General features: G+C 57.0%; 20 protein-coding genes. 15 read left to right on the forward strand and 5 right to left on the reverse strand.

Features of this window, described 5'->3' with window-relative positions; translation table 11 throughout:
* The first annotated feature begins 189 nt into the window (after window positions 1-189).
* A complete protein-coding gene (locus AC1RN6_RS23375) occupies window positions 190-1,884 on the forward strand; it encodes a long-chain fatty acid--CoA ligase (protein WP_493007866.1) in 1,695 nt (564 codons plus the stop codon).
* Window positions 1,885-1,983: 99 nt separating this feature from the next.
* On the opposite strand, the gene AC1RN6_RS23380 is transcribed toward AC1RN6_RS23375, so the two are convergent.
* The 4 genes from AC1RN6_RS23380 to AC1RN6_RS23395 form a co-directional block, all read right to left on the reverse strand.
* The gene (locus tag AC1RN6_RS23380) at window positions 1,984-2,607 is read right to left on the reverse strand and encodes a 2-dehydro-3-deoxy-6-phosphogalactonate aldolase (protein ID WP_493007867.1); all 624 of its coding nucleotides are present in this window, start codon (window positions 2,605-2,607) and stop codon (window positions 1,984-1,986) included.
* Window positions 2,608-2,632: 25 nt separating this feature from the next.
* Window positions 2,633-3,613: a 2-dehydro-3-deoxygalactonokinase gene (locus AC1RN6_RS23385; RefSeq protein WP_493007868.1), complete on the reverse strand. Its 981-nt coding sequence runs from the start codon at window positions 3,611-3,613 to the stop codon at window positions 2,633-2,635.
* A gap of 15 nt (window positions 3,614-3,628) precedes the next feature.
* Window positions 3,629-4,579 carry a 2-hydroxyacid dehydrogenase gene (locus AC1RN6_RS23390; RefSeq protein WP_493007869.1) on the reverse strand — a complete coding sequence of 317 codons (951 nt, stop codon included), beginning with the start codon at window positions 4,577-4,579 and terminating at the stop codon, window positions 3,629-3,631.
* Between the two features lie 83 nt (window positions 4,580-4,662).
* Window positions 4,663-5,130, reverse strand: coding sequence for an acyl-CoA thioesterase (locus AC1RN6_RS23395; protein WP_493007870.1), 468 nt, complete (start codon window positions 5,128-5,130; stop codon window positions 4,663-4,665).
* A 150-nt stretch (window positions 5,131-5,280) separates the two neighbouring features.
* Here AC1RN6_RS23395 and AC1RN6_RS23400 point away from each other — a divergent pair, with 150 nt between their 5' ends.
* From AC1RN6_RS23400 to coq7, 10 genes are all read left to right on the forward strand, one after another.
* A complete protein-coding gene (locus tag AC1RN6_RS23400) occupies window positions 5,281-7,143 on the forward strand; it encodes an ABCB family ABC transporter ATP-binding protein/permease (RefSeq protein WP_493007871.1) in 1,863 nt (620 codons plus the stop codon).
* 57 nt (window positions 7,144-7,200) lie between these two features.
* Complete coding sequence (locus AC1RN6_RS23405) at window positions 7,201-8,172, forward strand: LysR family transcriptional regulator (protein WP_493007872.1); 972 nt, start codon at window positions 7,201-7,203, stop codon at window positions 8,170-8,172.
* Between the two features lie 328 nt (window positions 8,173-8,500).
* Window positions 8,501-9,796, forward strand: a complete 1,296-nt coding sequence (locus AC1RN6_RS23410) for a Glu/Leu/Phe/Val family dehydrogenase (RefSeq protein WP_493007873.1) — start codon at window positions 8,501-8,503, stop codon at window positions 9,794-9,796.
* Between the two features lie 586 nt (window positions 9,797-10,382).
* Entirely contained in the window at window positions 10,383-11,228 is an 846-nt protein-coding gene (locus AC1RN6_RS23415; protein WP_493007874.1) for an amino acid ABC transporter substrate-binding protein, read from the forward strand.
* Between the two features lie 172 nt (window positions 11,229-11,400).
* Window positions 11,401-12,348 (forward strand): amino acid ABC transporter substrate-binding protein, encoded by a 948-nt coding sequence (locus AC1RN6_RS23420; RefSeq protein ID WP_007877948.1) that lies wholly within the window; start codon window positions 11,401-11,403, stop codon window positions 12,346-12,348.
* A 221-nt stretch (window positions 12,349-12,569) separates the two neighbouring features.
* Window positions 12,570-13,319 (forward strand): amino acid ABC transporter permease, encoded by a 750-nt coding sequence (locus AC1RN6_RS23425; protein WP_493007875.1) that lies wholly within the window; start codon window positions 12,570-12,572, stop codon window positions 13,317-13,319.
* A gap of 3 nt (window positions 13,320-13,322) precedes the next feature.
* Window positions 13,323-14,018 carry an amino acid ABC transporter permease gene (locus AC1RN6_RS23430; RefSeq protein WP_493007876.1) on the forward strand — a complete coding sequence of 232 codons (696 nt, stop codon included), beginning with the start codon at window positions 13,323-13,325 and terminating at the stop codon, window positions 14,016-14,018.
* A 72-nt stretch (window positions 14,019-14,090) separates the two neighbouring features.
* Window positions 14,091-14,819, forward strand: coding sequence for an amino acid ABC transporter ATP-binding protein (locus tag AC1RN6_RS23435; protein WP_493007877.1), 729 nt, complete (start codon window positions 14,091-14,093; stop codon window positions 14,817-14,819).
* Between the two features lie 210 nt (window positions 14,820-15,029).
* On the forward strand, window positions 15,030-16,064 hold the full coding sequence (pyrC, locus tag AC1RN6_RS23440; RefSeq protein ID WP_493007878.1) for a dihydroorotase: 1,035 nt from the start codon (window positions 15,030-15,032) through the stop codon (window positions 16,062-16,064).
* A 57-nt stretch (window positions 16,065-16,121) separates the two neighbouring features.
* Complete coding sequence (gene coq7, locus AC1RN6_RS23445) at window positions 16,122-16,748, forward strand: 2-polyprenyl-3-methyl-6-methoxy-1,4-benzoquinone monooxygenase (protein ID WP_493007879.1); 627 nt, start codon at window positions 16,122-16,124, stop codon at window positions 16,746-16,748.
* 88 nt (window positions 16,749-16,836) lie between these two features.
* Here coq7 and AC1RN6_RS23450 read toward each other — a convergent pair whose 3' ends face one another.
* Window positions 16,837-17,292 (reverse strand): OsmC family protein, encoded by a 456-nt coding sequence (locus AC1RN6_RS23450; protein WP_050479552.1) that lies wholly within the window; start codon window positions 17,290-17,292, stop codon window positions 16,837-16,839.
* Window positions 17,293-17,857: 565 nt separating this feature from the next.
* Between AC1RN6_RS23450 and rplM the strand changes: the two genes are divergently transcribed.
* The 4 genes from rplM to AC1RN6_RS23470 all read left to right on the forward strand — a co-directional run bounded on the left by rplM (window position 17,858) and on the right by AC1RN6_RS23470 (window position 20,697).
* Entirely contained in the window at window positions 17,858-18,286 is a 429-nt protein-coding gene (gene rplM / locus AC1RN6_RS23455; protein WP_007877931.1) for a 50S ribosomal protein L13, read from the forward strand.
* A gap of 9 nt (window positions 18,287-18,295) precedes the next feature.
* Window positions 18,296-18,688 (forward strand): 30S ribosomal protein S9, encoded by a 393-nt coding sequence (gene rpsI / locus AC1RN6_RS23460; RefSeq protein ID WP_034299906.1) that lies wholly within the window; start codon window positions 18,296-18,298, stop codon window positions 18,686-18,688.
* Between the two features lie 243 nt (window positions 18,689-18,931).
* Complete coding sequence (gene argC, locus AC1RN6_RS23465) at window positions 18,932-19,969, forward strand: N-acetyl-gamma-glutamyl-phosphate reductase (protein ID WP_493007880.1); 1,038 nt, start codon at window positions 18,932-18,934, stop codon at window positions 19,967-19,969.
* 23 nt (window positions 19,970-19,992) lie between these two features.
* Window positions 19,993-20,697: a DUF6776 family protein gene (locus AC1RN6_RS23470; protein ID WP_493007881.1), complete on the forward strand. Its 705-nt coding sequence runs from the start codon at window positions 19,993-19,995 to the stop codon at window positions 20,695-20,697.
* The last annotated feature ends 3 nt before the right edge of the window (window positions 20,698-20,700 follow it).

Below are 20,700 nucleotides of genomic sequence, written 5' to 3' on the forward strand. Positions count from 1 at the left end.
GCCGACAGGTCCGGCTGGCGGCAAAACAAGAAAATTTTCTTAAATTTTCTCAAAATACTTGCCCTTAATGAGATTGGTGGATAGCATCTGCAATAAATAAAAACACAACCGTGCTTTTTTTTGCGGAGTGCATCCAAGTCCTGAGAATACAGCCAGGCTGCGCTCTGAATCGGAGACAAAAGGAACAATATGGATAAATTCTGGCTTGCATCGTACCCCGCAGGCGTCCCAGCCGACATCGACCCAAGCCGCTACCGCTCGCTGGTTCAGCTGATTGACGAAGCTTTTGGCAAATACGCAGACCGCAATGCCTATGCCTGCATGGGTAAATACCTCACCTATGGCGAACTGGACAAGCTGTCCACGACCCTGACGGCGTGGCTGCAAAGCACCGGCCTGAAAAAGGGCGCACGCGTGGCGATCATGATGCCGAACGTGCTGCAATATCCGATCGCCATCGCCGCCATCCTGCGTGCCGGCTATACGGTGGTCAACGTCAATCCGCTGTACACCCCGCGCGAGCTTGAGCATCAGTTGAAGGACTCCGGCGCCGAAGCCATCTTCGTGCTGGAAAATTTCGCCTGCACGCTGGCCAAGGTGATCGCCAATACCGACGTCAAACACGTTGTCGTCGCCAGCATGGGCGAGCTGTTGGGCGGCCTCAAAGGCGCGATCGTCAATCTGGTGGTGCGCCATGTCAAAAAGCTGGTGCCGCCGTTCTCGCTGCCGCAATCGATCACTTTCAAGAAGGCGCTGGCGCTGGGCGAAGGCAAGAAGCCATCGCCGGTCGAGATCGGCCATGACGACATCGCCTTCCTGCAATACACCGGAGGCACCACCGGCGTCGCCAAGGGCGCGGTGCTGACGCATCGCAATCTGGTTGCCAACGTGCTACAAGCTGAAGAGTGGCTGATGCCGGCGCTCAAGCAAGGCGCCAAGCTGGATCAACTGGTCTTCATCTGCGCGCTGCCGCTGTATCACATCTTCGCGCTGACGGTCTGCAACATGCTGGGCACGCGTGAAGGTGCGCTCAACGTGCTGATCCCGAATCCGCGCGATATTCCCGGCTTCATCAAGGAACTGGGCAAGTACAAGGTCAACACCTTCCCGGCGGTCAACACGCTGTACAACGCGCTGCTGAACCATCCCGACTTCGCCAAGCTGGATTTCTCCGGCTATCGCTGCTGCGTCGGCGGCGGCATGGCGGTGCAGAAGTCGGTGGCGGACAAATGGAAGAAGATCACCGGCTGTCCGATCATCGAAGGTTACGGTTTGTCGGAGACCTCTCCAATCGCCAGTGCAAATCCTTGCACCATCGAGGAATACACCGGCACCATCGGGCTGCCGCTGCCGTCAACCGACATGGCAATCCTGGATGACGACGGCAAGCCGGTGGCGCTGGGCCAGCCTGGTGAAATTGCCATCCGCGGACCGCAAGTGATGGCCGGTTACTGGAATCGTCCCGACGAAACCGAGAAGGTCATGACGCCGGACGGCTTCTTCAAATCTGGCGACATCGGCATCATGGACGAGCGCGGTTATACCCGCATCGTCGACCGCAAGAAGGACATGATTCTGGTGTCCGGCTTCAACGTCTATCCGAATGAAATCGAAGGCGTGGTGGCGGCCCATCCCGGCGTGCTCGAATGCGCCTGCGTCGGTGTGCCGGATGAACATACCGGCGAAGCGGTCAAACTGTTCGTGGTGCGCAAGGACAAGTCGCTGACGGCCGAGCAACTGATGGCTTACTGCAAGGAGCAGTTCACCGGCTACAAGAAACCGAAGTACATCGAGTTCCGCGATGAACTGCCGAAGACCAACGTCGGCAAGATTTTGCGCCGTGAATTGCGTGATGAGAAAAAAGAAGAAAAGAAGGCAGCCTGATTTTAAGGTTGAGGATTTTGAGCAGCAAAAACAAAAAACGCGACCTTGCCGGTCGCGTTTTTTATGGCTGTGAAGTGACGCCGGTCAGATTCAATTGAATCAGGCCTGCGTTTGCTTCCATGCGCTGACGAAGGCTTCGGCATTTTGCTTCACTTGCTCTGCGCTCATGCCGGGTTTGTACAGCGCGGAGCCAAGACCGAATGCCGATGCGCCGGCCGCAACGAATTCCCTGAGGCTGGCAGGCGTGATGCCGCCGACCGGCGCCAGCATCACGCTGGCCGGAATCACCGCGCGCCAGGCTTTGACGATCGCAGGGCCAAGCTGTTCGGCCGGGAACATCTTGAGGATGTCGGCGCCGGCGGCCAGTGCGGCAAATGCCTCGGTCACCGTCGCCACGCCCGGTGCGCTGGCGAGGCCGGCGGCAGTCGCGGCGCGAATCACTTCAGGATCGCTGTGCGGCATGACGATCAGCTGTCCTTCCGCATCTTTGACCTGCAGGACCTGCGCAGGCGATAGCACGGTACCGGCGCCGACCATGCAATTGGCGGGCAGGATATTGCGCAGCACGCGGATACTTTCGAACGGCTCGGGAGAATTAAGCGGTACTTCGATGATGCGGAATCCCGCGTCATACAACACCTTGCCGATGCTTTCGACTTCGTCGGGACGGATGCCGCGCAGGATCGCGATCAGTCCGCATTGTTTGAGTGCTTCTTTTAACATGATGCGTCTCCAGTGATGCCGGGCTTTAACTCAGCAGGCCGGCTTGCAGGGCGATTTTCCACAAGCCGTTTTCGGTGGCTTGTGCTGCGATGTCGATATGGTGCAAGCCGTACAGATTCAGGGCGGTCTGATAGCGGGCGCAGAGCTTGTCGTCGCCGATCAGGATGATGTGCGGCGAAGGTGCGCATCCGGCGGCCTCGCGGGTCGATTTCAGGGCGGCGATCTCATGGCCGATCAGCAGGCCGGACAGATAATCCGGCTGGCTGCGCGGTCCGAGTTCGCCGACCAGGCCCAGCGTGCGGCTGCTGAAGATGGTCGACAGCACGCCGGCGCTTCCTTCTTCGCTTTGCGCCACGCGCAAGCCGCGCTCGAAAGCTGCGTGGTCGGGATCAGCTCCGCGTTCCATGGTGCGGCCGAGGATGGTGTGCTGGCTGAGGACGGCATACACCTCGCCGGTCATGAAGGTGTCGAAATGCGTCATGCGCCGCTCCTGCACGCGTACCCATTTTGAATGCGTACCCGGCAGGCCGATCAGAACTTCGGCATTGCCTTGCAGCGATTCCAGAATCCCGACTACTTGTGTTTCTTCGCCGCGGATGACGTTGGGCAAGCCGGCGCGTTGCAGCAAGCCCGGCACAATGTGCAGCACCAGTCCGCCGCCGACATCGACGCGCGTCAGTTGCTTGCCGACGTCGGCGACCGCCAGCGGCATGTCGACATAGGCCGCTTCGCGCCAGCCCTGAGCGCTGCCGACCATGCCGGCGGCGATGACGGGTGCGCCGGGCGCGTTGCGCAGCCAGTCGCCGCAGGCTTCGTCGAACGCCTTGACGAAACCGGCATGGCGGCTGCCGTTGCCATCGGCGACGTCGGCAGCGTCGGCCACGGGCAGGTTCATGACGCCCCACGGCAGACTGCGCTTGTCGAGGACCACGCCGTTGTCGCCAAGGCGATAGGCGCGCAATGATGTTGTGCCCCAGTCGAGCGCGATCAGTCGGGTTGTGCTCATGCTGTCGCTTTCTTCTTAACGCGGCACCGGCGTCAGCAAGGGCTTGCCGCTGAAGTGCGCCTGCAGATTGTCGAACGCCAGATCTGCCATTGCGGTGCGTGTGATCACGGTGCCGCTGGCCATGTGCGGCGTCAGCGTGACATTGTCGAGCTTGGCCAGCGCTTCCGGCACATTCGGTTCGTTCTCGAACACGTCGAGACCGGCGCCGGCGATTTTGCCATCCTGCAGGGCCTTGATCAGCGCCGTCTCATCGACCACCGAGCCGCGTGCGACGTTGATCAGGAAACCTTTGGGGCCGAGCGCTTCGAGGATCTCTGCGTTGATCAGTGCACGCGTGCCGGCGCCGCCCGGCATGGACAGCACCAAGAAGTCGACTTCGGAGGCCAGTGTCTTCAGATCGGCGACATAGCGGTAGCTGACGTCGCTTTGCGGCGAGCGGTTGTGATAGGCAATGCTCATGTCGAAGGCTTCGGCGCGCTTGGCGATGGCTTTGCCGATGCGGCCCAGGCCGACGATGCCCAGACGCGAGCCGGTGACCTTGGTGGTCAGCGCGTGCGGACCTTTTTTCCATTCGCCGCTGCGGGCGAAGCGATCGGCGTGTACGACCTGGCGTGCAGTCGACAGCAATAATGTCATGGCGAAGTCGGCGACGTCGTCCGTCAGCACGTCGGGCGTGTTGGTGACTTCGATGCCGCGTTCGCGTGCGGCGACGGCATCGACGCCGTCATAGCCGACGCCGAACACTGAGATGACTTCCAGTGCGGGAAAGCGGGCGATGAAGTCGCGCGTGACTTTGGTTTCGCCCTTGGAAGAAATGGCGCGGATGGACGGTGCAATGGCGGCCAGTTCGGCTTCGCTCAGGGTGTTGATGTCATGGCAATTGAAATGCTCATGCAGGCGTTGGCTCAGGTGTGGAGGAAGGCTGGCGGCGATGAGAACATCGGGACGTGCGGAAGTGGAGGTCATGGAAATGTCTTGGCAGTGGATAAAAAGACAGGTCGCAGCAGGCGGGCCTGTCCCGGAAAAATCAGAAAATCATCATTGCAGCATCAGGCTGCGGACCAGCCGCCGCCCAGATCCTGCAGGCCGCTGGTGATCGGAACGCTGTCGCCCGGCGCCAGCGGAGGCAAGGCGCGGGGCTGGCGATGTTCGTCGGTGGCGACATAGGTCAGGGTCGCTTCGGTCACCTTGACGATCTCGGTCTGGAGGCGATTGCGTTCGGCATAGACTTCGACGTTGACGGTAATCGAGGTATTGCCGACTTTGACGATATCGGCGTAAAACGACAGCAAATCGCCGACGAAGACAGGTTGTTTGAATAAGAACGAGTTGACAGCAATGGTGGCGACACGGCCGTTGGCGCGCTTGGTGGCGGGCAGGGAACCGGCGATGTCGACCTGCGCCATGATCCATCCGCCGAAGACGTCGCCGTAGACGTTGGCGTCGGCCGGCATCGGCATGACGCGCAGTTGCGGCATCTTTCCTACCGGCAGCGAGGTGTTATGCTGGCTTGTCATTGCGTTCCCTTTTCAAAGCGTGAAGTCCTGCGGACTCTTATAATGTGGAAGAAGCGTGCATGTGGCGAAAGGTCTAGTTTATAGGACTACCGCGTCCTGCGTCGCCCCCGCCACCAAACAAAAGCACAAATTTTTTCGGTCAATTCTTTCATGCGTCGATATCCGCCATCTTCCGCGCCGCAAGCTGAGCGCGGTACTTCTGTTCCTGCGCACAGCGACTGGCAAACGCTGGGCACGCTGTTGCCTTATCTCTGGACCTACAAATGGCGCGTGCTGCTGGCGCTGGGTTTTCTGGTCGGGGCCAAACTGACCAATATCGGCGTGCCGTTGTTGCTCAAACAACTGGTCGATCGCATGACGATCGGGCCGAACAATCCTCAGGCCTTGCTGGTGTTGCCGCTGTCGCTGCTGGTAGCTTACGGCGCGTTGCGTCTGGCGACCACGGTCTTTACCGAACTGCGCGAGTTCGTATTCGCGAAAGTGACGCAGCGCGCGGTTCGCACGATTGCCTTGCAAGTATTCCGCCATCTGCATTCGCTGTCGCTGCGCTTCCATCTGAATCGCCAGACCGGCGGCATGACGCGCGACATTGAGCGCGGTACACGGGGCGTGTCGACACTGGTGTCGTATGCCTTGTTCAGCATCTTGCCGACGCTGATCGAAATCGCGCTGGTGATGGTCTATCTGGTGCTGCATTACGAGATCTGGTTCACCGTCATTACGGGTGGCGCGCTGGTGCTGTATATCATCTTCACCATCACTGTGACCGAATGGCGCACGCACTTCCGCCGCACGATGAACGATCTCGATTCGCGCGCCAATTCCAAGGCGATCGATTCACTGCTTAACTACGAGACGGTGAAGTATTTCAGCAATGAAGATTTCGAAGCACGCCGTTACGACGAAGGACTGCAGCGTTACGAAACGGCCGCGATCAAATCGCAGTCCTCGCTGTCGCTGCTGAACTCGGGACAATCGGCGATCATCGCGATCGCCGTGACGCTGATTTTGTGGCGCGCAACGCAGGGGGTGATCAACGGCACCATGAGTCTGGGTGATCTGGTGCTGGTGAATGCCTTCATGATTCAGTTGTACATTCCGCTGAATTTCCTTGGTGTGATCTATCGTGAAATCAAGCAGAGTCTGGCCGATATGGAGCGCCTTTTTTCACTGCTGGAGCAGAACAAGGAAATCGCCGATACGCCGGATTCCAAACCGCTCGTCACCGACGGTGCGGCAGTGCGTTTCTCAAACATAGATTTCAGCTACGAAAGCAAGCGCCAGATCTTGTTCGGCGTCGATTTTGAAATCGTCGCGGGCACCACGACGGCGGTGGTCGGTCACAGCGGTTCAGGCAAGTCGACTCTCTCTCGCTTGCTGTATCGTTTTTACGATGTCGATGCCGGCAGCATCACGATCGATGGCCAGGATCTGCGCAAGGTCACGCAAGGATCGCTGCGCCAGGCGATCGGCATCGTGCCGCAGGATACGGTGCTGTTCAACGACACCATCGAATACAACATCGCCTACGGCAAGCCCGGCAGCAGCAAGGAAGAGATCATCGCTGCCGCCAAGGCTGCTTACGTGCACGATTTCATCGAATCGCTGCCGGATGGCTATGCGACAACCGTGGGCGAGCGCGGCCTGAAATTGTCGGGCGGCGAAAAGCAGCGTGTGGCGATTGCGCGTACTTTGCTGAAGAATCCTGCGGTGCTGATTTTCGATGAGGCGACTTCTGCACTCGATTCCAAATCGGAACAGGCAATTCAGGAGCAACTGAGCGAGATCGCTCAGAACCGCACCACGCTGGTCATCGCGCATCGCCTGTCGACCATCGTCGATGCGCATCAGATTCTGGTGCTGGAACACGGCCACATTATCGAGCGCGGCACGCACACGCAATTGCTGGCATCGGGCGGCGCGTATGCGCAGATGTGGGCGCGGCAGCAAGCCAAGGATGACGACGAAGATGAGGGCGCGTCCGAACCTTCGCCATCGCTGCAACTGGCTTAAGCTACAACAATACGAAGCATTGTCGGCATCATGCTCTCCTGAGGCGGGGTAGGAAGAATGGAAACCAAGTGGCTGGAAGATTTTATTTCCCTGGCTGAGACGCGCAGTTTCAGCCGTTCCGCAGAATTGCGGCACGTGACGCAACCGGCATTTTCGCGGCGCATCCAGTCGCTGGAGGCGTGGCTGGGTTCCGATCTGATCGACCGCACGTCGTATCCGACGCGGCTGACGGCGGCGGGAGAAGTGTTCTACGAGCAGGCGGTGGAGATGCTCGGTCAGATCAATAACACGCGCGCCCTGTTGCGAGGGAAGCGGCCGGCGGCGCAAACCACAGTCGATTTTGCGGTACCGCATACCCTGTCGCTGACCTATTTTCCAAAATGGCTGGGTTCTCTGGAGACAGGGTTCGGCGCGCTCAATACGCGCCTGATCGCGCTCAACGTGCATGATGCGGTGATGACCATCGTCGAAGGCGGCTGCGATCTGCTGCTGTGTTATCACCACCCGCGCCAGCCGGTTCAATTGGATTCCAGCCGCTACGACATGCTGACCATGGGGCGTGAAAGCGTGCGCCCGTATTCGCGCTGCGACCGCAGCGGCAAGCCGGATTACGTTTTTCCGGGCAGCTCCAAGTCGCCGCTGCCGTTCTTGTCATACACCCCGAATGCCTATCTGGGGCGCATGGTTGAGCTGATCCTGACGGACGCCAAGAAGCCGCTGCATCTGGAAAAACACTACGAGACAGACATGTCGGAAAGTCTCAAGATGATGGCGCTGGAAGGGCATGGGGTGGCCTTTTTGCCGGAGTCGTCGGTGATCCGCGAAGTGCGCAATAAACAGCTGGCGCGCGCCGACGGCGCCAACGGCGAATGGGAGGTCGAGATGGAAATCCGCCTTTATCGGGAACGCCCGACGCCGCAGCGCAGCGGAAAGGTCGTGGTCGCGCGCTTGTGGGATTACCTCCAGGAACTGGAGGAGAATCGCAAAACTGCGGCGGCGCGGGCAAAAAAACCTCCGAAAGGCGCGTAATACAAGGCCTCCTTTGAGGTTATGCATGGATTGCATAGTTGCATGCGCACAAAGCATTAGCATTGGTGCATCGCATTGCCCTACGATGGCGTCGCTGTCGATGGCGTGCTCTGGAGTCTGGTTTGCGCGGTTTTCCTGTGCAGAGATGTCCACACGCCTGGCGAGGTTTCTTCCTCGCCGGCGGCTGAAAAATTAAGCAACATCGCGCGACAACTCCGACTCCGGAAGGAGTAGGATGGCGTAACCCTGAGTTTCGCGGTTTGATTAATTTTGCAGCAGCGTCGGCCAGCATGGCTAAAGCGTGGCAACATCAAGGAGCGATTGCATCATGTCGAACGAACCAGTCAAACACGAAGTCCCTTCCTACCTTACTCCGCATGGCATCGGTCCATGGGGTGATTATCTCGAACAAATCGACCGCGTTACCCCGTACCTCGGCTCGCTGGCGCGCTGGGTCGAAACCCTGAAGCGCCCGAAGCGCATGCTGATCGTTGATGTTCCCATTGAACGCGACGACGGTACCATTGCGCACTTCGAAGGTTATCGCGTGCAGCACAATACCTCGCGCGGTCCCGGCAAGGGCGGTGTGCGTTTTCACCAGGACGTGACACTGTCCGAAGTGATGGCGCTGTCGGCCTGGATGACGGTCAAGAACGCGGCGGTGAACGTGCCGTACGGCGGCGCCAAAGGCGGTATCCGCGTTGATCCGAAGACCTTGTCGCGCGGCGAGCTGCAGCGCATGACACGTCGCTACACCAGCGAAATCGGCATCATCATCGGACCGAACAAAGATATTCCTGCGCCGGACGTCAATACCGATTCGCAGATCATGGCCTGGATGATGGACACTTATTCCATGAATCAGGGCAGTACCGCTTCCGGTGTTGTTACCGGCAAGCCGATCTCGCTGGGCGGCAGTCTCGGTCGTCACGAAGCGACTGGTCGCGGTGTGTTTGTGGTTGGTTGCGAAGCCGCCGCAAAACGCAATCTCGACATCAAGAATGCACGCATCGCCGTGCAAGGTTTCGGTAACGTCGGCGGCATCGCTGCGCGTCTGTTTGCTGAAGCCGGCGCCAAGGTCGTCGCGGTGCAAGATCATATTTCGACAGTGGTGCGCGACAGCGGTCTCGATGTGCCTGCGTTGCAGGCCTATGTTGCGCAACACGGCAGCGTCGCCGGTTTCCCGGGCGCTGATGAAGTAAAAGACCGCGCCCAGTTTTGGGCAACCGATTGCGACATTCTGGTGCCTGCTGCACTTGAACAGCAAATCACGGTCAACAATGCGCCATCCATTCGTGCCAAGATCATTCTCGAAGGCGCCAATGGTCCGACTTCGCCGGCAGCCGACGATATTCTGACCGACAAAGGCGTGCTGATCGTGCCTGACGTGATCGCCAATGCAGGCGGTGTGACCGTGAGTTACTTTGAGTGGGTGCAGGATTTCTCGAGCTTCTTCTGGACCGAAGACGAGATTAATCTGCGCCTCACTCGCATCATGCGCGAAGCGTTTGCGGCCGTCTGGCAACTGGCGGAAGAGAAGAAGGTATCCTTGCGCACAGCGGCATTCATCGTGGCATGTACGCGCGTGTTGCAAGCGCGTGAAATGCGCGGTTTGTATCCTTGATGCCATCGATGGCAGGTAACTGAAATAAGCGGCGGCAGGGAAGACAATAAAATCAATGTTCCTTGCTGCCGTAAATAGAAAAAGATAAGTGACGGTTGCAGGCATGCCTGCATCGGCCTGATGAAAAATGCGAAAAGCGCGTGTGCGTTTTTATCGCATTTTTTGCGCATGCCGATACCGTGTAATTTGTGCGTAAGGAGGAGATGTCTACGCCCAACATTCGAAACATGTGGACAACAACGATATCGTTGTCCGCGCGAGCGCGTTTGTGCTCGCTGCAAATATGTCCTGCGCACGCAGTTGCGCCATGTCGTTTGCAGTGCTTCTCGAAGGCGGCAAAACATCCCTTTAAAAATCGCATTCCGGCTATGGCAGTCAGACTTTTGCGCGTGTCCTATGCATGCGCGAATGGCCGGATTGGACGTGAATTATGCTGTTGATTGCAAGATTGTTTGCTTGATTTTCTGGCATGATACTTGCTCATTGAATTTCTCCAGCCGAAAAGCTGGCATGCGAGTCGCAAATGACGAAGAGCGCGGTCAGGCAACGATGGTGCGGTTGGGTGGTCCTTGCATTGAGTATCTGTATGTCGTTGCAAGCGCAGGCGGAGGGAACGCTCGATAAAGTCAAACGCACGAACACGTTTGTGATTGCTTACCTGAACGGCACGATGCCGTTCGCGTTTGTGAATGACGACAAGCAGGTGACGGGTTATGCGATCGAGTTGTGCCGAAAAATTGCGGAAGGGATTCGGAAGGATTTTAAATTACCGCAGTTGCAGGTGCAGTTCATGGAGGTCGATACGGTGACGCGCTTTATTGCGCTGGATCAGGGCAAGGCAGATCTGGAGTGCAGCACGTCGACGAACAATGCGGAGCGCCGGAAGATTGAGAGTTTTACCGTGCCGCATTTCTTCGCTTCGGTGCGCATGCTCGTGAAGGCCAACTCGGGAATTCGCAATTGGGAAGACCTGCGCGGCAAAACGGTGGTGGTGCCGCGCAATACGCCGATGGTGAAGCAGATTGAAGAACGCAGCCGTATCCGTTCTCTCGGCATCAAAATCGTGGAGGTGGCCTTCAACGAAGAAGCCTTCAACAGCGTGGAAAAGGGCATGGCGGATGCCTTCGTGATGGAGGACGTGCTGTTGCGCCGCTATCTGCTATCGGTGCCGCACCCTGAACGTTACGCGGTGGTCGGCGATTCGCTGTCCCTGGAGCCTTACGGCATCATGATGCGCAAAGGCGATCCGGAGTTCAAGCGCTACGTGGATTTGCAGATGGTGAAGACGGTTCGGTCGGGTGAGATTTTCAGGATTTACGACCGGTGGTTCATGAAGCCGATCAGCGCCACGATTCCTGCAATGGACATGCCGATGGGGTATCTGCTGCGCGACACGCTGCGCTATCCGACGGATAAAGTCGCGGATGAATGAATTTGGCGGAATTTCCGCATGAAATAACGGTTTTTGAGCTGGATTCTGCGAAGCAGGAAAGTTTTCGAAAACTAAGGTAATTTAAGGGCAAAATAGCCTCTTTTCAGGAATGAAGACTATTTTTGAAGAATGGCTTTTGGTACACTACGTAAAAATTTTTCCAGGAGGTCACATGAAGTTATTAAAGCTAGCAGGGGTATTGGTTGGGGCAAGTGTTTTGATGGGCTCGGTCCACGCCGAAGAGTTCACCGGTCGTCTGAAGAAGATCAAAGAAACCGGCACGCTGACACTGGGCGTGCGCGATGCATCGATCCCGTTCTCCTACCTCGATGACAAACAATCGTACCAAGGTTACTCGATCGACCTGTGCCTGAAAGCGGCAACGGCGATCCAGAAGAAGCTGGGCCTGACTTCGCTGAACGTGAAGATGGTTCCTGTGACTTCGGCAACCCGTATTCCACTGATCGCCAACGGCACAACCGACATCTCTTGCGATTCGGCTACCAACAACATGGAACGCCAAAAGCAAGTTGCTTTCGCCGTGACCGAGTTCGTTACAGCTAACCGCTTCCTGTCGAAGAAAGCCGCTAACCTGAAGACTCTGGACGACCTGAAGGGCAAGACCATCGTGTCGACCTCCGGTACTTCCAACCTGAAGCAAATCACTACGCTGAACACCGAACGCAACCTGGGTATGAACATCCTGGCTGCCAAGGACCACGCCGAAGCTTTCCTGATGGTTGAAACCGGCCGTGCAGTCGCGTTCGTGATGGACGATATTCTGCTGTCTTCGCTGGCTGCCAACTCCAAGGCGCCTGGCGACTATGTCGTTTCCAGCGAAGCGCTGTCGGTTGAGCCGTACGGTCTGATCCTGCCATTGGGCGATACAGCCTTCAAGAAGGTTGTCGACGATGCGATGATCAACGTCTACAAGGGCGATGACATCAAGAAGATCTATGCGAAGTGGTTCCAGTCGCCTATCCCACCAAAGGGTGTCAACCTGAACGTGCCGATGAGCCCACAACTGCAAGCCGTCTTTGCTAAGCCTACCGATTCCGGCGAACCATCTGCATACGCAGCTGTGCCAGAAGCGCAAAAGCAATCTTCGAAGAAGAAATAAGCTTCAGAAGTGAGTCAGAAGTGCGGCATTTGATTGCTGCACAGCATGAAAAACGAAACGGGGGAGTTGTCCCCCGTTTTGTTTAAGTTGGCGAAGAAAGCAAGACCTGCTCAGAAAACCGTTTTTACATCCCTGTAATCCGGTGCAGGCCGCCTGGGAGTGTCGTGGCAATGCGGCGTTCCTGATCGCAAACGAGTCGAGACGAGAAGACGAGGGCATCTATGCATTACAACTGGAACTGGGGCATATTCTGGGAGCAGTCTCCCGATGGCATCCCCTATATCGATACATTACTGATCGGCCTGAAATGGACCATCGCCACGGCCGTGCTGGCCTGGATCATGGCGCTGGTTCTCGGCACGATCGTCGGCACCATCCGCACGACCCAGAAACCATGGGCTGTGCGCATCGCCAACGGCTACGTTGAGCTGTTCCGCAATATCCCGCTGCTGGTCCAGATGTTCCTCTGGTACTTCGTAATGCCGGAGCTGGTGCCTGCTGCAATCGGCGACTGGCTCAAGAGCCTGCCGGAAGCGTCGTTCGTCACTGCCTTCCTGGCGCTGGGTTTCTTTACCTCGTCGCGGGTCGCCGTGCAGGTTAGCACCGGTATCAACGCCTTGCCGCGCGGCCAGCGCATGGCCGGCGCCGCACTGGGCCTGACGCCTGTGCAGACTTACCGCTACGTGCTGCTGCCGATGGCTTTCCGCATCATCATCCCGGCACTGACCAATGAGTTTGCGGCGATCATCAAGAACAGCTCGGTGGCCTTGACCATCGGTCTGGTCGAGCTGACAGCGGCGACTTACTCGATGCGCGAATTCACGTTCCAGACGTTCGAATCGCTCACCGGCGCCACCATCATCTACATCATCATTTCCGTTATTGCGCTGCTGTTGGCGCGCATCCTGGAAAAAGTTACCGCCGTGCCTGGCTACATCACGACGGGCAGCTCCAGTACGGGAGGACATTAAACTATGTTTTCTAATTTTGACTTCGATATCATTCAGCGTTCGTGGTTCTACCTGATCACGACCGGTCTGAAGTTCACGCTGGTGCTGACCATTACTGCAATGGTCGGCGGCATCATCCTCGGCACTTTGCTGGCGATGATGCGCCTGTCCAGCAATAAGCCGCTGTCTTTCGTGGCGACGACCTACGTCAACCTGATCCGCTCGGTGCCGCTGGTGCTGGTGATTTTCTGGTTCTACTTCCTGGTGCCGTTCATCGGCGCCTGGGTGATCGGCGCCAGCGAACCAATTCAGGTCGGCGCATTCCAGTCGGCATTGATTACCTTCATCTTGTTTGAAGCTGCGTACTACTGCGAAATCATGCGTTCGGGTATTCAGTCGATTCCGCGCGGCCAGGTGTTTGCAGGCTACGCGATTGGCATGAACTACTGGCAGATGATGGGCAACGTGGTGCTGCCGCAGGCTTTCCGCAACGTGACCCCGATCTTGCTGACACAAACCATCGTGCTGTTCCAGGACGTGTCGCTGGTGTACGTGCTGGGTTCGGTGCCGGACTTCGTGACCAGCGCCTCTAAGATCGCTCAGCGTGACGGCCGTCTGGTGGAAATGTACCTGTTCGTCGCCGTTGTCTACTTTGTGCTCAGTTTCGTACTGTCGCAAACAGTGAAGCGCTTCCAGCACAAGATCGCCATCATTCGCTAACCGACACACGCCGGCCAGCACATATCAGATGCATGGCCGGCTGATACCGTATTCAGGAATTAGGAGAAATAAATGATTGAACTCAATAACGTCAGCAAGTGGTACGGCAGCTTCCAGGTTCTGACCGATTGCACCACCAGCGTCGCCAAGGGCGATGTGGTCGTGGTCTGCGGTCCGTCGGGTTCGGGCAAATCGACGCTGATCAAGACCGTCAACGGTCTGGAGCCGTTCCAGAAGGGCACGATCACTGTTGATGGCGTGTCCGTCGGCGATCCGAAAACCAATCTGTCGAAGCTGCGTGCGCGCATCGGCATGGTGTTCCAGAACTTCGAACTGTTCCCGCATCTGTCGATCCGCGAGAACCTGACTATCGGCCAGGTTAAAGTGCTGGGCCGCAGCGTTGAGGAAGCGACCGAAAAGGGTCTGAAGTATCTGGACCGCGTCGGCCTGATCGCGCAAAAGGATAAATTCCCAGGCCAGTTGTCCGGCGGCCAGCAGCAACGTGTGGCGATTGCCCGCGCGCTGTCGATGGACCCGATCGCGATGCTGTTCGACGAACCGACATCGGCGCTCGACCCTGAAATGATCAATGAAGTGCTGGACGTCATGGTCGGCCTGGCGCAAGAAGGCATGACCATGATGGTCGTGACCCATGAAATGGGCTTCGCACGCAAGGTTGCCAACCGCGTCATTTTCATGGACAAAGGTCTGGTGGTGGAAGACTGCAAGAAGGAAGATTTCTTCGGTTCGCCACGCTCGGAACGCGCCCGCGACTTCCTGGCCAAGATCATTACGCACTAAGACGCTGCAGATCTGCTGAATGGGTACGGTTGTCCGCGCCCATTCAGCCAGTTCAGCCGTTTGACGAAAACCGCCCGGTTCAGGCCGCGGCGGTTTTTGTTTTTCAGGGCTGGGTTTGATGCGCCGCAATTCGGAGATGTTGGCCCTTGCGGTAAAATAAGGGGTTTCGTGCACTCGCACGAGCACTAATTCTGAGGGAAGAGAAGAGCGATGAGCGACGTAGTGACCATTACCCGTCCGGACGACTGGCATTTGCATTTGCGCGACGGCGCGACACTGGCAAGCGTATTGCCGCATACCGCTCATCAATTCGCGCGCGCGATCATCATGCCGAACCTGAAGCCGCCGGTCACGACGACTGAGCAGGCCAGCGCCTACCGCGACCGCATCCTTGCCGCATTGCCTGCCGGTGTGAAGTTCGAACCACTGATGGTGCTTTACCTGACCGACAACACGCCGCCGGAGGAAATCCGCAAGGCCAAGGCAAGCGGTTTCGTGAAAGCCGTCAAGCTGTATCCAGCCGGCGCAACGACCAATTCCGATGCCGGCGTCACCGATCTGCGCAACTGCTACAAGACGCTGGAGGTCTTGCAGGAGGTTGGCATGCCGTTCCTGGTTCACGGTGAAGTCACCGATCCGGCGATCGACATTTTCGACCGCGAAGCCGTCTTCATCGATCGCGTCATGACGCCGCTGCGCAAGGACATGCCTGAGCTGAAAGTCGTCTTCGAGCACATCACCACCAAAGACGCCGCTGACTACGTCATGGCATCCGAAGGACCGACTGCGGCAACGATCACAGCGCATCATCTGCTGTACAACCGTAATGAAATCTTCAAGGGTGGCATCCGTCCGCATTACTACTGTCTGCCTGTCCTGAAGCGTGAGACGCACCGCCAGGCGCTGGTGGCAGCGGCGATTTCCGGCAGCGACAAATTCTTCCTCGGCACCGATTCTGCGCCGCATGCCAAGGGGTTGAAAGAGCATGCCTGTGGTTGTGCCGGCTGCTATACCGCGTTGCATGCGCTGGAGCTGTATGTGCAAGCCTTTGATCAGGCTGGCGCGCTGGACAAGCTGGAAGCCTTTGCCAGCTTCAACGGTCCGGCTTTCTACAATTTGCCACGCAACGAGGGTACCGTTACCTTGCGTCGCGAGAACTGGACGATTCCGGCCGAGTTGCCGATGGGCGATGCGACGGTCGTGCCGTTGAATGGCGGGGAAACAATCAATTGGAAGATGGTCTGAGCGGAGTCGCCTGCCTTATCGTTCGCTCGGCATTAATTCTTACTGGAATTTGTATTCATGCAATTCGTTGATCAACTGATTACTGATCTGGACAAGGCCTTGCGCGTAGTCAGCGGCGTGGTCGCGTCATCGCGTCCGAATCCCGCAGCGCAGATCGGCGACGCCGCCATGAGCGATGCGGAGAAGCTGCACAGCGCGGGTCTCATGCGCGTCAATCATGTCGGCGAAGTGTGCGCACAGGCGTTGTACGATGCTCAAGGGCGTTTTGCCCAGGCGCAGGTGCTGAAGCAGCAGTTTGCACATGCGGGCATTGAAGAGGAAGATCATCTGGCATGGACGGCCGAGCGCCTGCGTGAGCTCGGTTCGCACACCAGTCTGCTCAATCCCCTGTGGTACGCGGGTTCCTACGTGCTGGGCACCATTGCTGCACGCGTGGGCGATGCGCGCAATCTCGGTTTCGTTGCCGAGACCGAGCGCCAGGTTGAACTGCACTTGATCAGCCATCTGGAGAAATTGCCGCCGCAAGACGCCAAATCACGCGCCATCGTCGATCAGATGCGCAAGGATGAGGTGGCGCACGGCGAGGCGGCCAAGGCGTTAGGCGCCGCGGAGATGCCGGCGCCGATTCGCGGCGTCATGAAAATGATGTCAAAAGTCATGACCGCGGTGGCTTATCGGGTATAAAAAAACAGGGCGTGAAGCCCTGTTTTGTTTTGCATCCTTCATTTCGCCGGCTGCGTCGACTACAGCGAAGGACGAGAGAGGGGGGCAGTTATTGTTGTGCCTGAACCTGTACTTCATCGCTCAGATCGTCCACGATCTCAAAAGAGTGTGTCATTTCTGCAGTTTTTTCCAACATGATCGAGGCGGAGCAGTATTTGTCATGCGACAACTTGATGGCGCGTTCGACAACATTGGTCTTCAGATTGCGGCCGCGCACCGTGAAGTGGAAATGGATCTTGGTAAAAACTTTGGGATCCTGTTCCGCACGTTCCGACTTGAGCGTTACTTCACAGCCGCGAATATCCTGGCCGCTTTTGCGCAAAATCACCACCACATCATAAGCAGTGCAGCCTCCGGTGCCGAGCAGCACCATTTCCATCGGGCGCGGCGCCAGGTTGCGGCCGCCGCCGTCCGGGGCGCCATCCATTGCCACAACATGGCCGGAGCCGGTTTCAGCCAAGAAGGTCATGCCGGAAAGACCGGTCCAGCGTACTGTGCATTCCATGTGCGTTCTCACAGGGTAATTAGAGGGAGGCGGCTATTGTAGCTTTTCCGGGAAATCGCGTTTGATTTCGATGGCGGGAATGGATAAGGAAATAGGCAAAAATATGCATATTGCAAAGCAGCAAAAATACTTACTTTTATTTAACTTTGTATCAAGCTACATAGTAAAAATTAAATCTTGCGCTGCACAATTCCGTTTGCTATATTGAATTCACTGATTGACGTTCCGGCGCAATCAAACCGAGTCTCCTCCACCCTCCTCCTTTGGTGTGGATTTAAACCCGAAACCCTCGTTTCGGGTTTTTTTTGTCCCTAGCTCCCCTGTGTTCAGAACATCTTCTCATAGGCAAATGTGCGGAAAAGCCCATGGCGCGCGGCTGGGCGAAGAAAGGGTTTGACGCTAAGTCCTTGAAAAGGCTATAATTCTCGGCTTTCCGTGCGCTCTGGAAAGACAACAAGGAAGAGTCTGCGTCGGTATGACGAATACGAAGCATAGGATCAGCATCGTTTCGGTAGCCGCAGAACCGCCAAATTGAGCGTTTATTTAATTACATTAGGAAGTCATCATGAAAACCTTTTCCGCTAAAGCCCATGAGGTAAAGCGCGAGTGGTTCGTGATTGACGCGACGGACAAAGTCCTCGGACGTGTTGCCAGCGAAGTGGCACTCCGACTGCGCGGCAAGCACAAACCAGAATTTACTCCGCACGTCGACACGGGCGATTTCATCGTCGTGATCAATGCCGGCAAACTGCGTGTCACTGGCACTAAAGCAACTGAAAAGACGTACTACCGTCACAGCGGCTATCCAGGCGGCATCTACGAAACCAATTTCCTGAAAATGCAACAGCGTTTTCCAGGTCGCGCGCTGGAAAAAGCGGTCAAGGGCATGCTGCCTAAGGGCCCGCTCGGCTACGCGATGATCAAGAAGCTGAAGGTTTATGCAGATGGCAACCATCCGCACGCTGCTCAGCAACCTAAAGCACTCGAACTCTAAGGAATAGACATGATCGGTAACTACAATTACGGAACCGGCCGTCGCAAGAGTGCAGTGGCTCGCGTTTTCATCAAGTCCGGCTCGGGCAAGATCGTCGTCAACGGCAAGCCAGCGAATGAATACTTTTCGCGCGAAACCGGTCTGATGGTGATTCGTCAGCCATTGGAACTGACCAACAATGTTGAGCGTTTCGACATCATGGTCAACGTCCATGGCGGCGGTGAATCCGGCCAGGCTGGTGCTGTTCGTCACGGCATCACCCGCGCTCTGATCGACTACGATGCAACACTGAAGCCAGAACTGTCCAAGGCAGGCTTCGTTACACGTGATGCACGTGAAGTCGAACGTAAGAAGGTTGGTCTGCGCAAAGCACGTCGCGCAAAGCAATTCTCGAAGCGTTAATCACGACGCGTGCTGTTTCAGCACACCAAAAAGCCGCCAGCCTTCAAGCTTGGCGGCTTTTTGTATTTTGCGGACCTGTTTGCGCGGGTATCGGTAGCGTAGGACCAGACTTCATTTCAGTATCAAAGTCATTTTTCCGCCTTATTCGCGCTTTGAATCGCTGTAGTTTGGGGTAATGTGACAGAAATATTCTCCTGTTAAAATAAAACGCTCTCGGGCACGCTCTTTCAGCAAGGAAAAAACATGATCAAGGTAGGTATCGTCGGCGGCACAGGATACACAGGCGTGGAGTTGCTGCGTATATTCGCCATGCATCCACAAGTGCAGTTGCAGGCAGTGACATCGCGCAAAGAAGATGGCATGCCGGTCGCTGAAATGTACCCATCGCTGCGCGGCCGTGTCGATATCGCTTTCTCGTCGCCTGACAATGCCAAGTTGACCGAGTGCGACGTCGTTTTCTTTGCAACGCCGCATGGTGTTGCGATGGCGCAGGCGCCGGAGCTGCTGGCAGCCGGCGTCAAGGTCATCGATCTGGCGGCGGACTTCCGTTTGCAAGACATCGCAGCGTTCGAGAAGTGGTACAAGATGCCGCACAGCTGCCCTGAGCTGCTGAAAGAAGCTGCTTACGGTCTGCCGGAACTCAATCGCGAAAACATCAGGAAGGCGCGCCTGATCGGCAATCCCGGTTGCTATCCGACTACCATGCAGCTGGGTTATGCGCCGCTGCTGAAGGCCGGCGTAATCGATGCGTCGCATCTCATCGCCGATTGCAAATCAGGTGTGTCGGGCGCCGGTCGCAAGGCGGAAATCGCTACCCTGTTTTCGGAAGCATCGGACAATTTCAAAGCCTATGGTGTCTCGGGCCATCGCCATTCGCCGGAAACCCTGGAACAACTGGGTAAGCTGACGGACGACAAGGTCGGCCTGCTGTTCACGCCGCATCTGGTGCCGATGATTCGCGGCATGCATTCCACGCTCTATGCGCGCCTGACCAAAGACATCGATAACGCCACGCTGCAGGCCTTGTTCGAAGACGCGTACAAGGACGAGCCTTTCGTTGACGTCATGCCGTTCGGTTCGCATCCGGAAACCCGCACTACGCGTGCTTCCAACATGCTGCGCATCGCCTTGCATCGTCCCGACAACGGCGACACCGTGGTCGTGCTGGTAGTGCAGGATAATCTGGTCAAGGGCGCATCCGGCCAGGCGGTGCAATGTATGAACCTGATGTTCGGACTGGAAGAAACCACCGGTCTGATGCACGTCCCAGTCTTACCGTGAAATACAAGCTATGGGTTCGGCGCATGTCGATTTCTGCGCCGAAGATGACCATCAAGCGCCACATGCCGTGGCCGCTGCGTGCGCTGATACTGGTGGTCGTGATCGCGGTCGGCGGTGCGATGGCGATGTGGGCTTACGACCTGGGGCGCAATAATTTTTCGGGCTTGAACCCTGACGGCATGCGCGACCACGTGGAGGCGCTGTCAGAACAGGTCAAGAAGCTCAACGCCGAGCGCGATCAGTTTTCGACGACGGCCAATGCTGCGGAAAGCCAGCTCAATATCGAGCGTTCGGCGCAGGCGCAACTGGCCGGACAGATCAAGACACTGGAGGCGGAAAATGCTAAGCTGAAAGAAGATCTCTCTTTCTTCCAAAGCTTGCTCCCGACCAACGTTGGCGCAGATGGCGTCACCATCCAGAGATTGAAAGCCGAGATTGTCGCGCCGAACCAGGTGCGTTACCAATTGCTCGCTATTCAGGGTGAAAAAGGCCGGCAATTCGTTGGTAATTTGCAGTTCAGCGTAACAGTGTTGCAGGGCGGCAAAAGTGTTATTATCAACTTCCCCGAGCAAAACGCCACGGATCTCGCGCGCTATAAGCTCGCATTCAAGTACTATCAACGGGTTGACGGAGTCTTAACGCTTCCCGAAGGTGCAACCATCAAGGCGGTTCAGGCTCGCGTTCTCGAAAGAGGCCAGATGCGAGCTCAACAATCCGTGAATTTGTGAGGT

Source organism: Herbaspirillum sp. GW822-FHT03A08 (assembly GCF_058801885.1).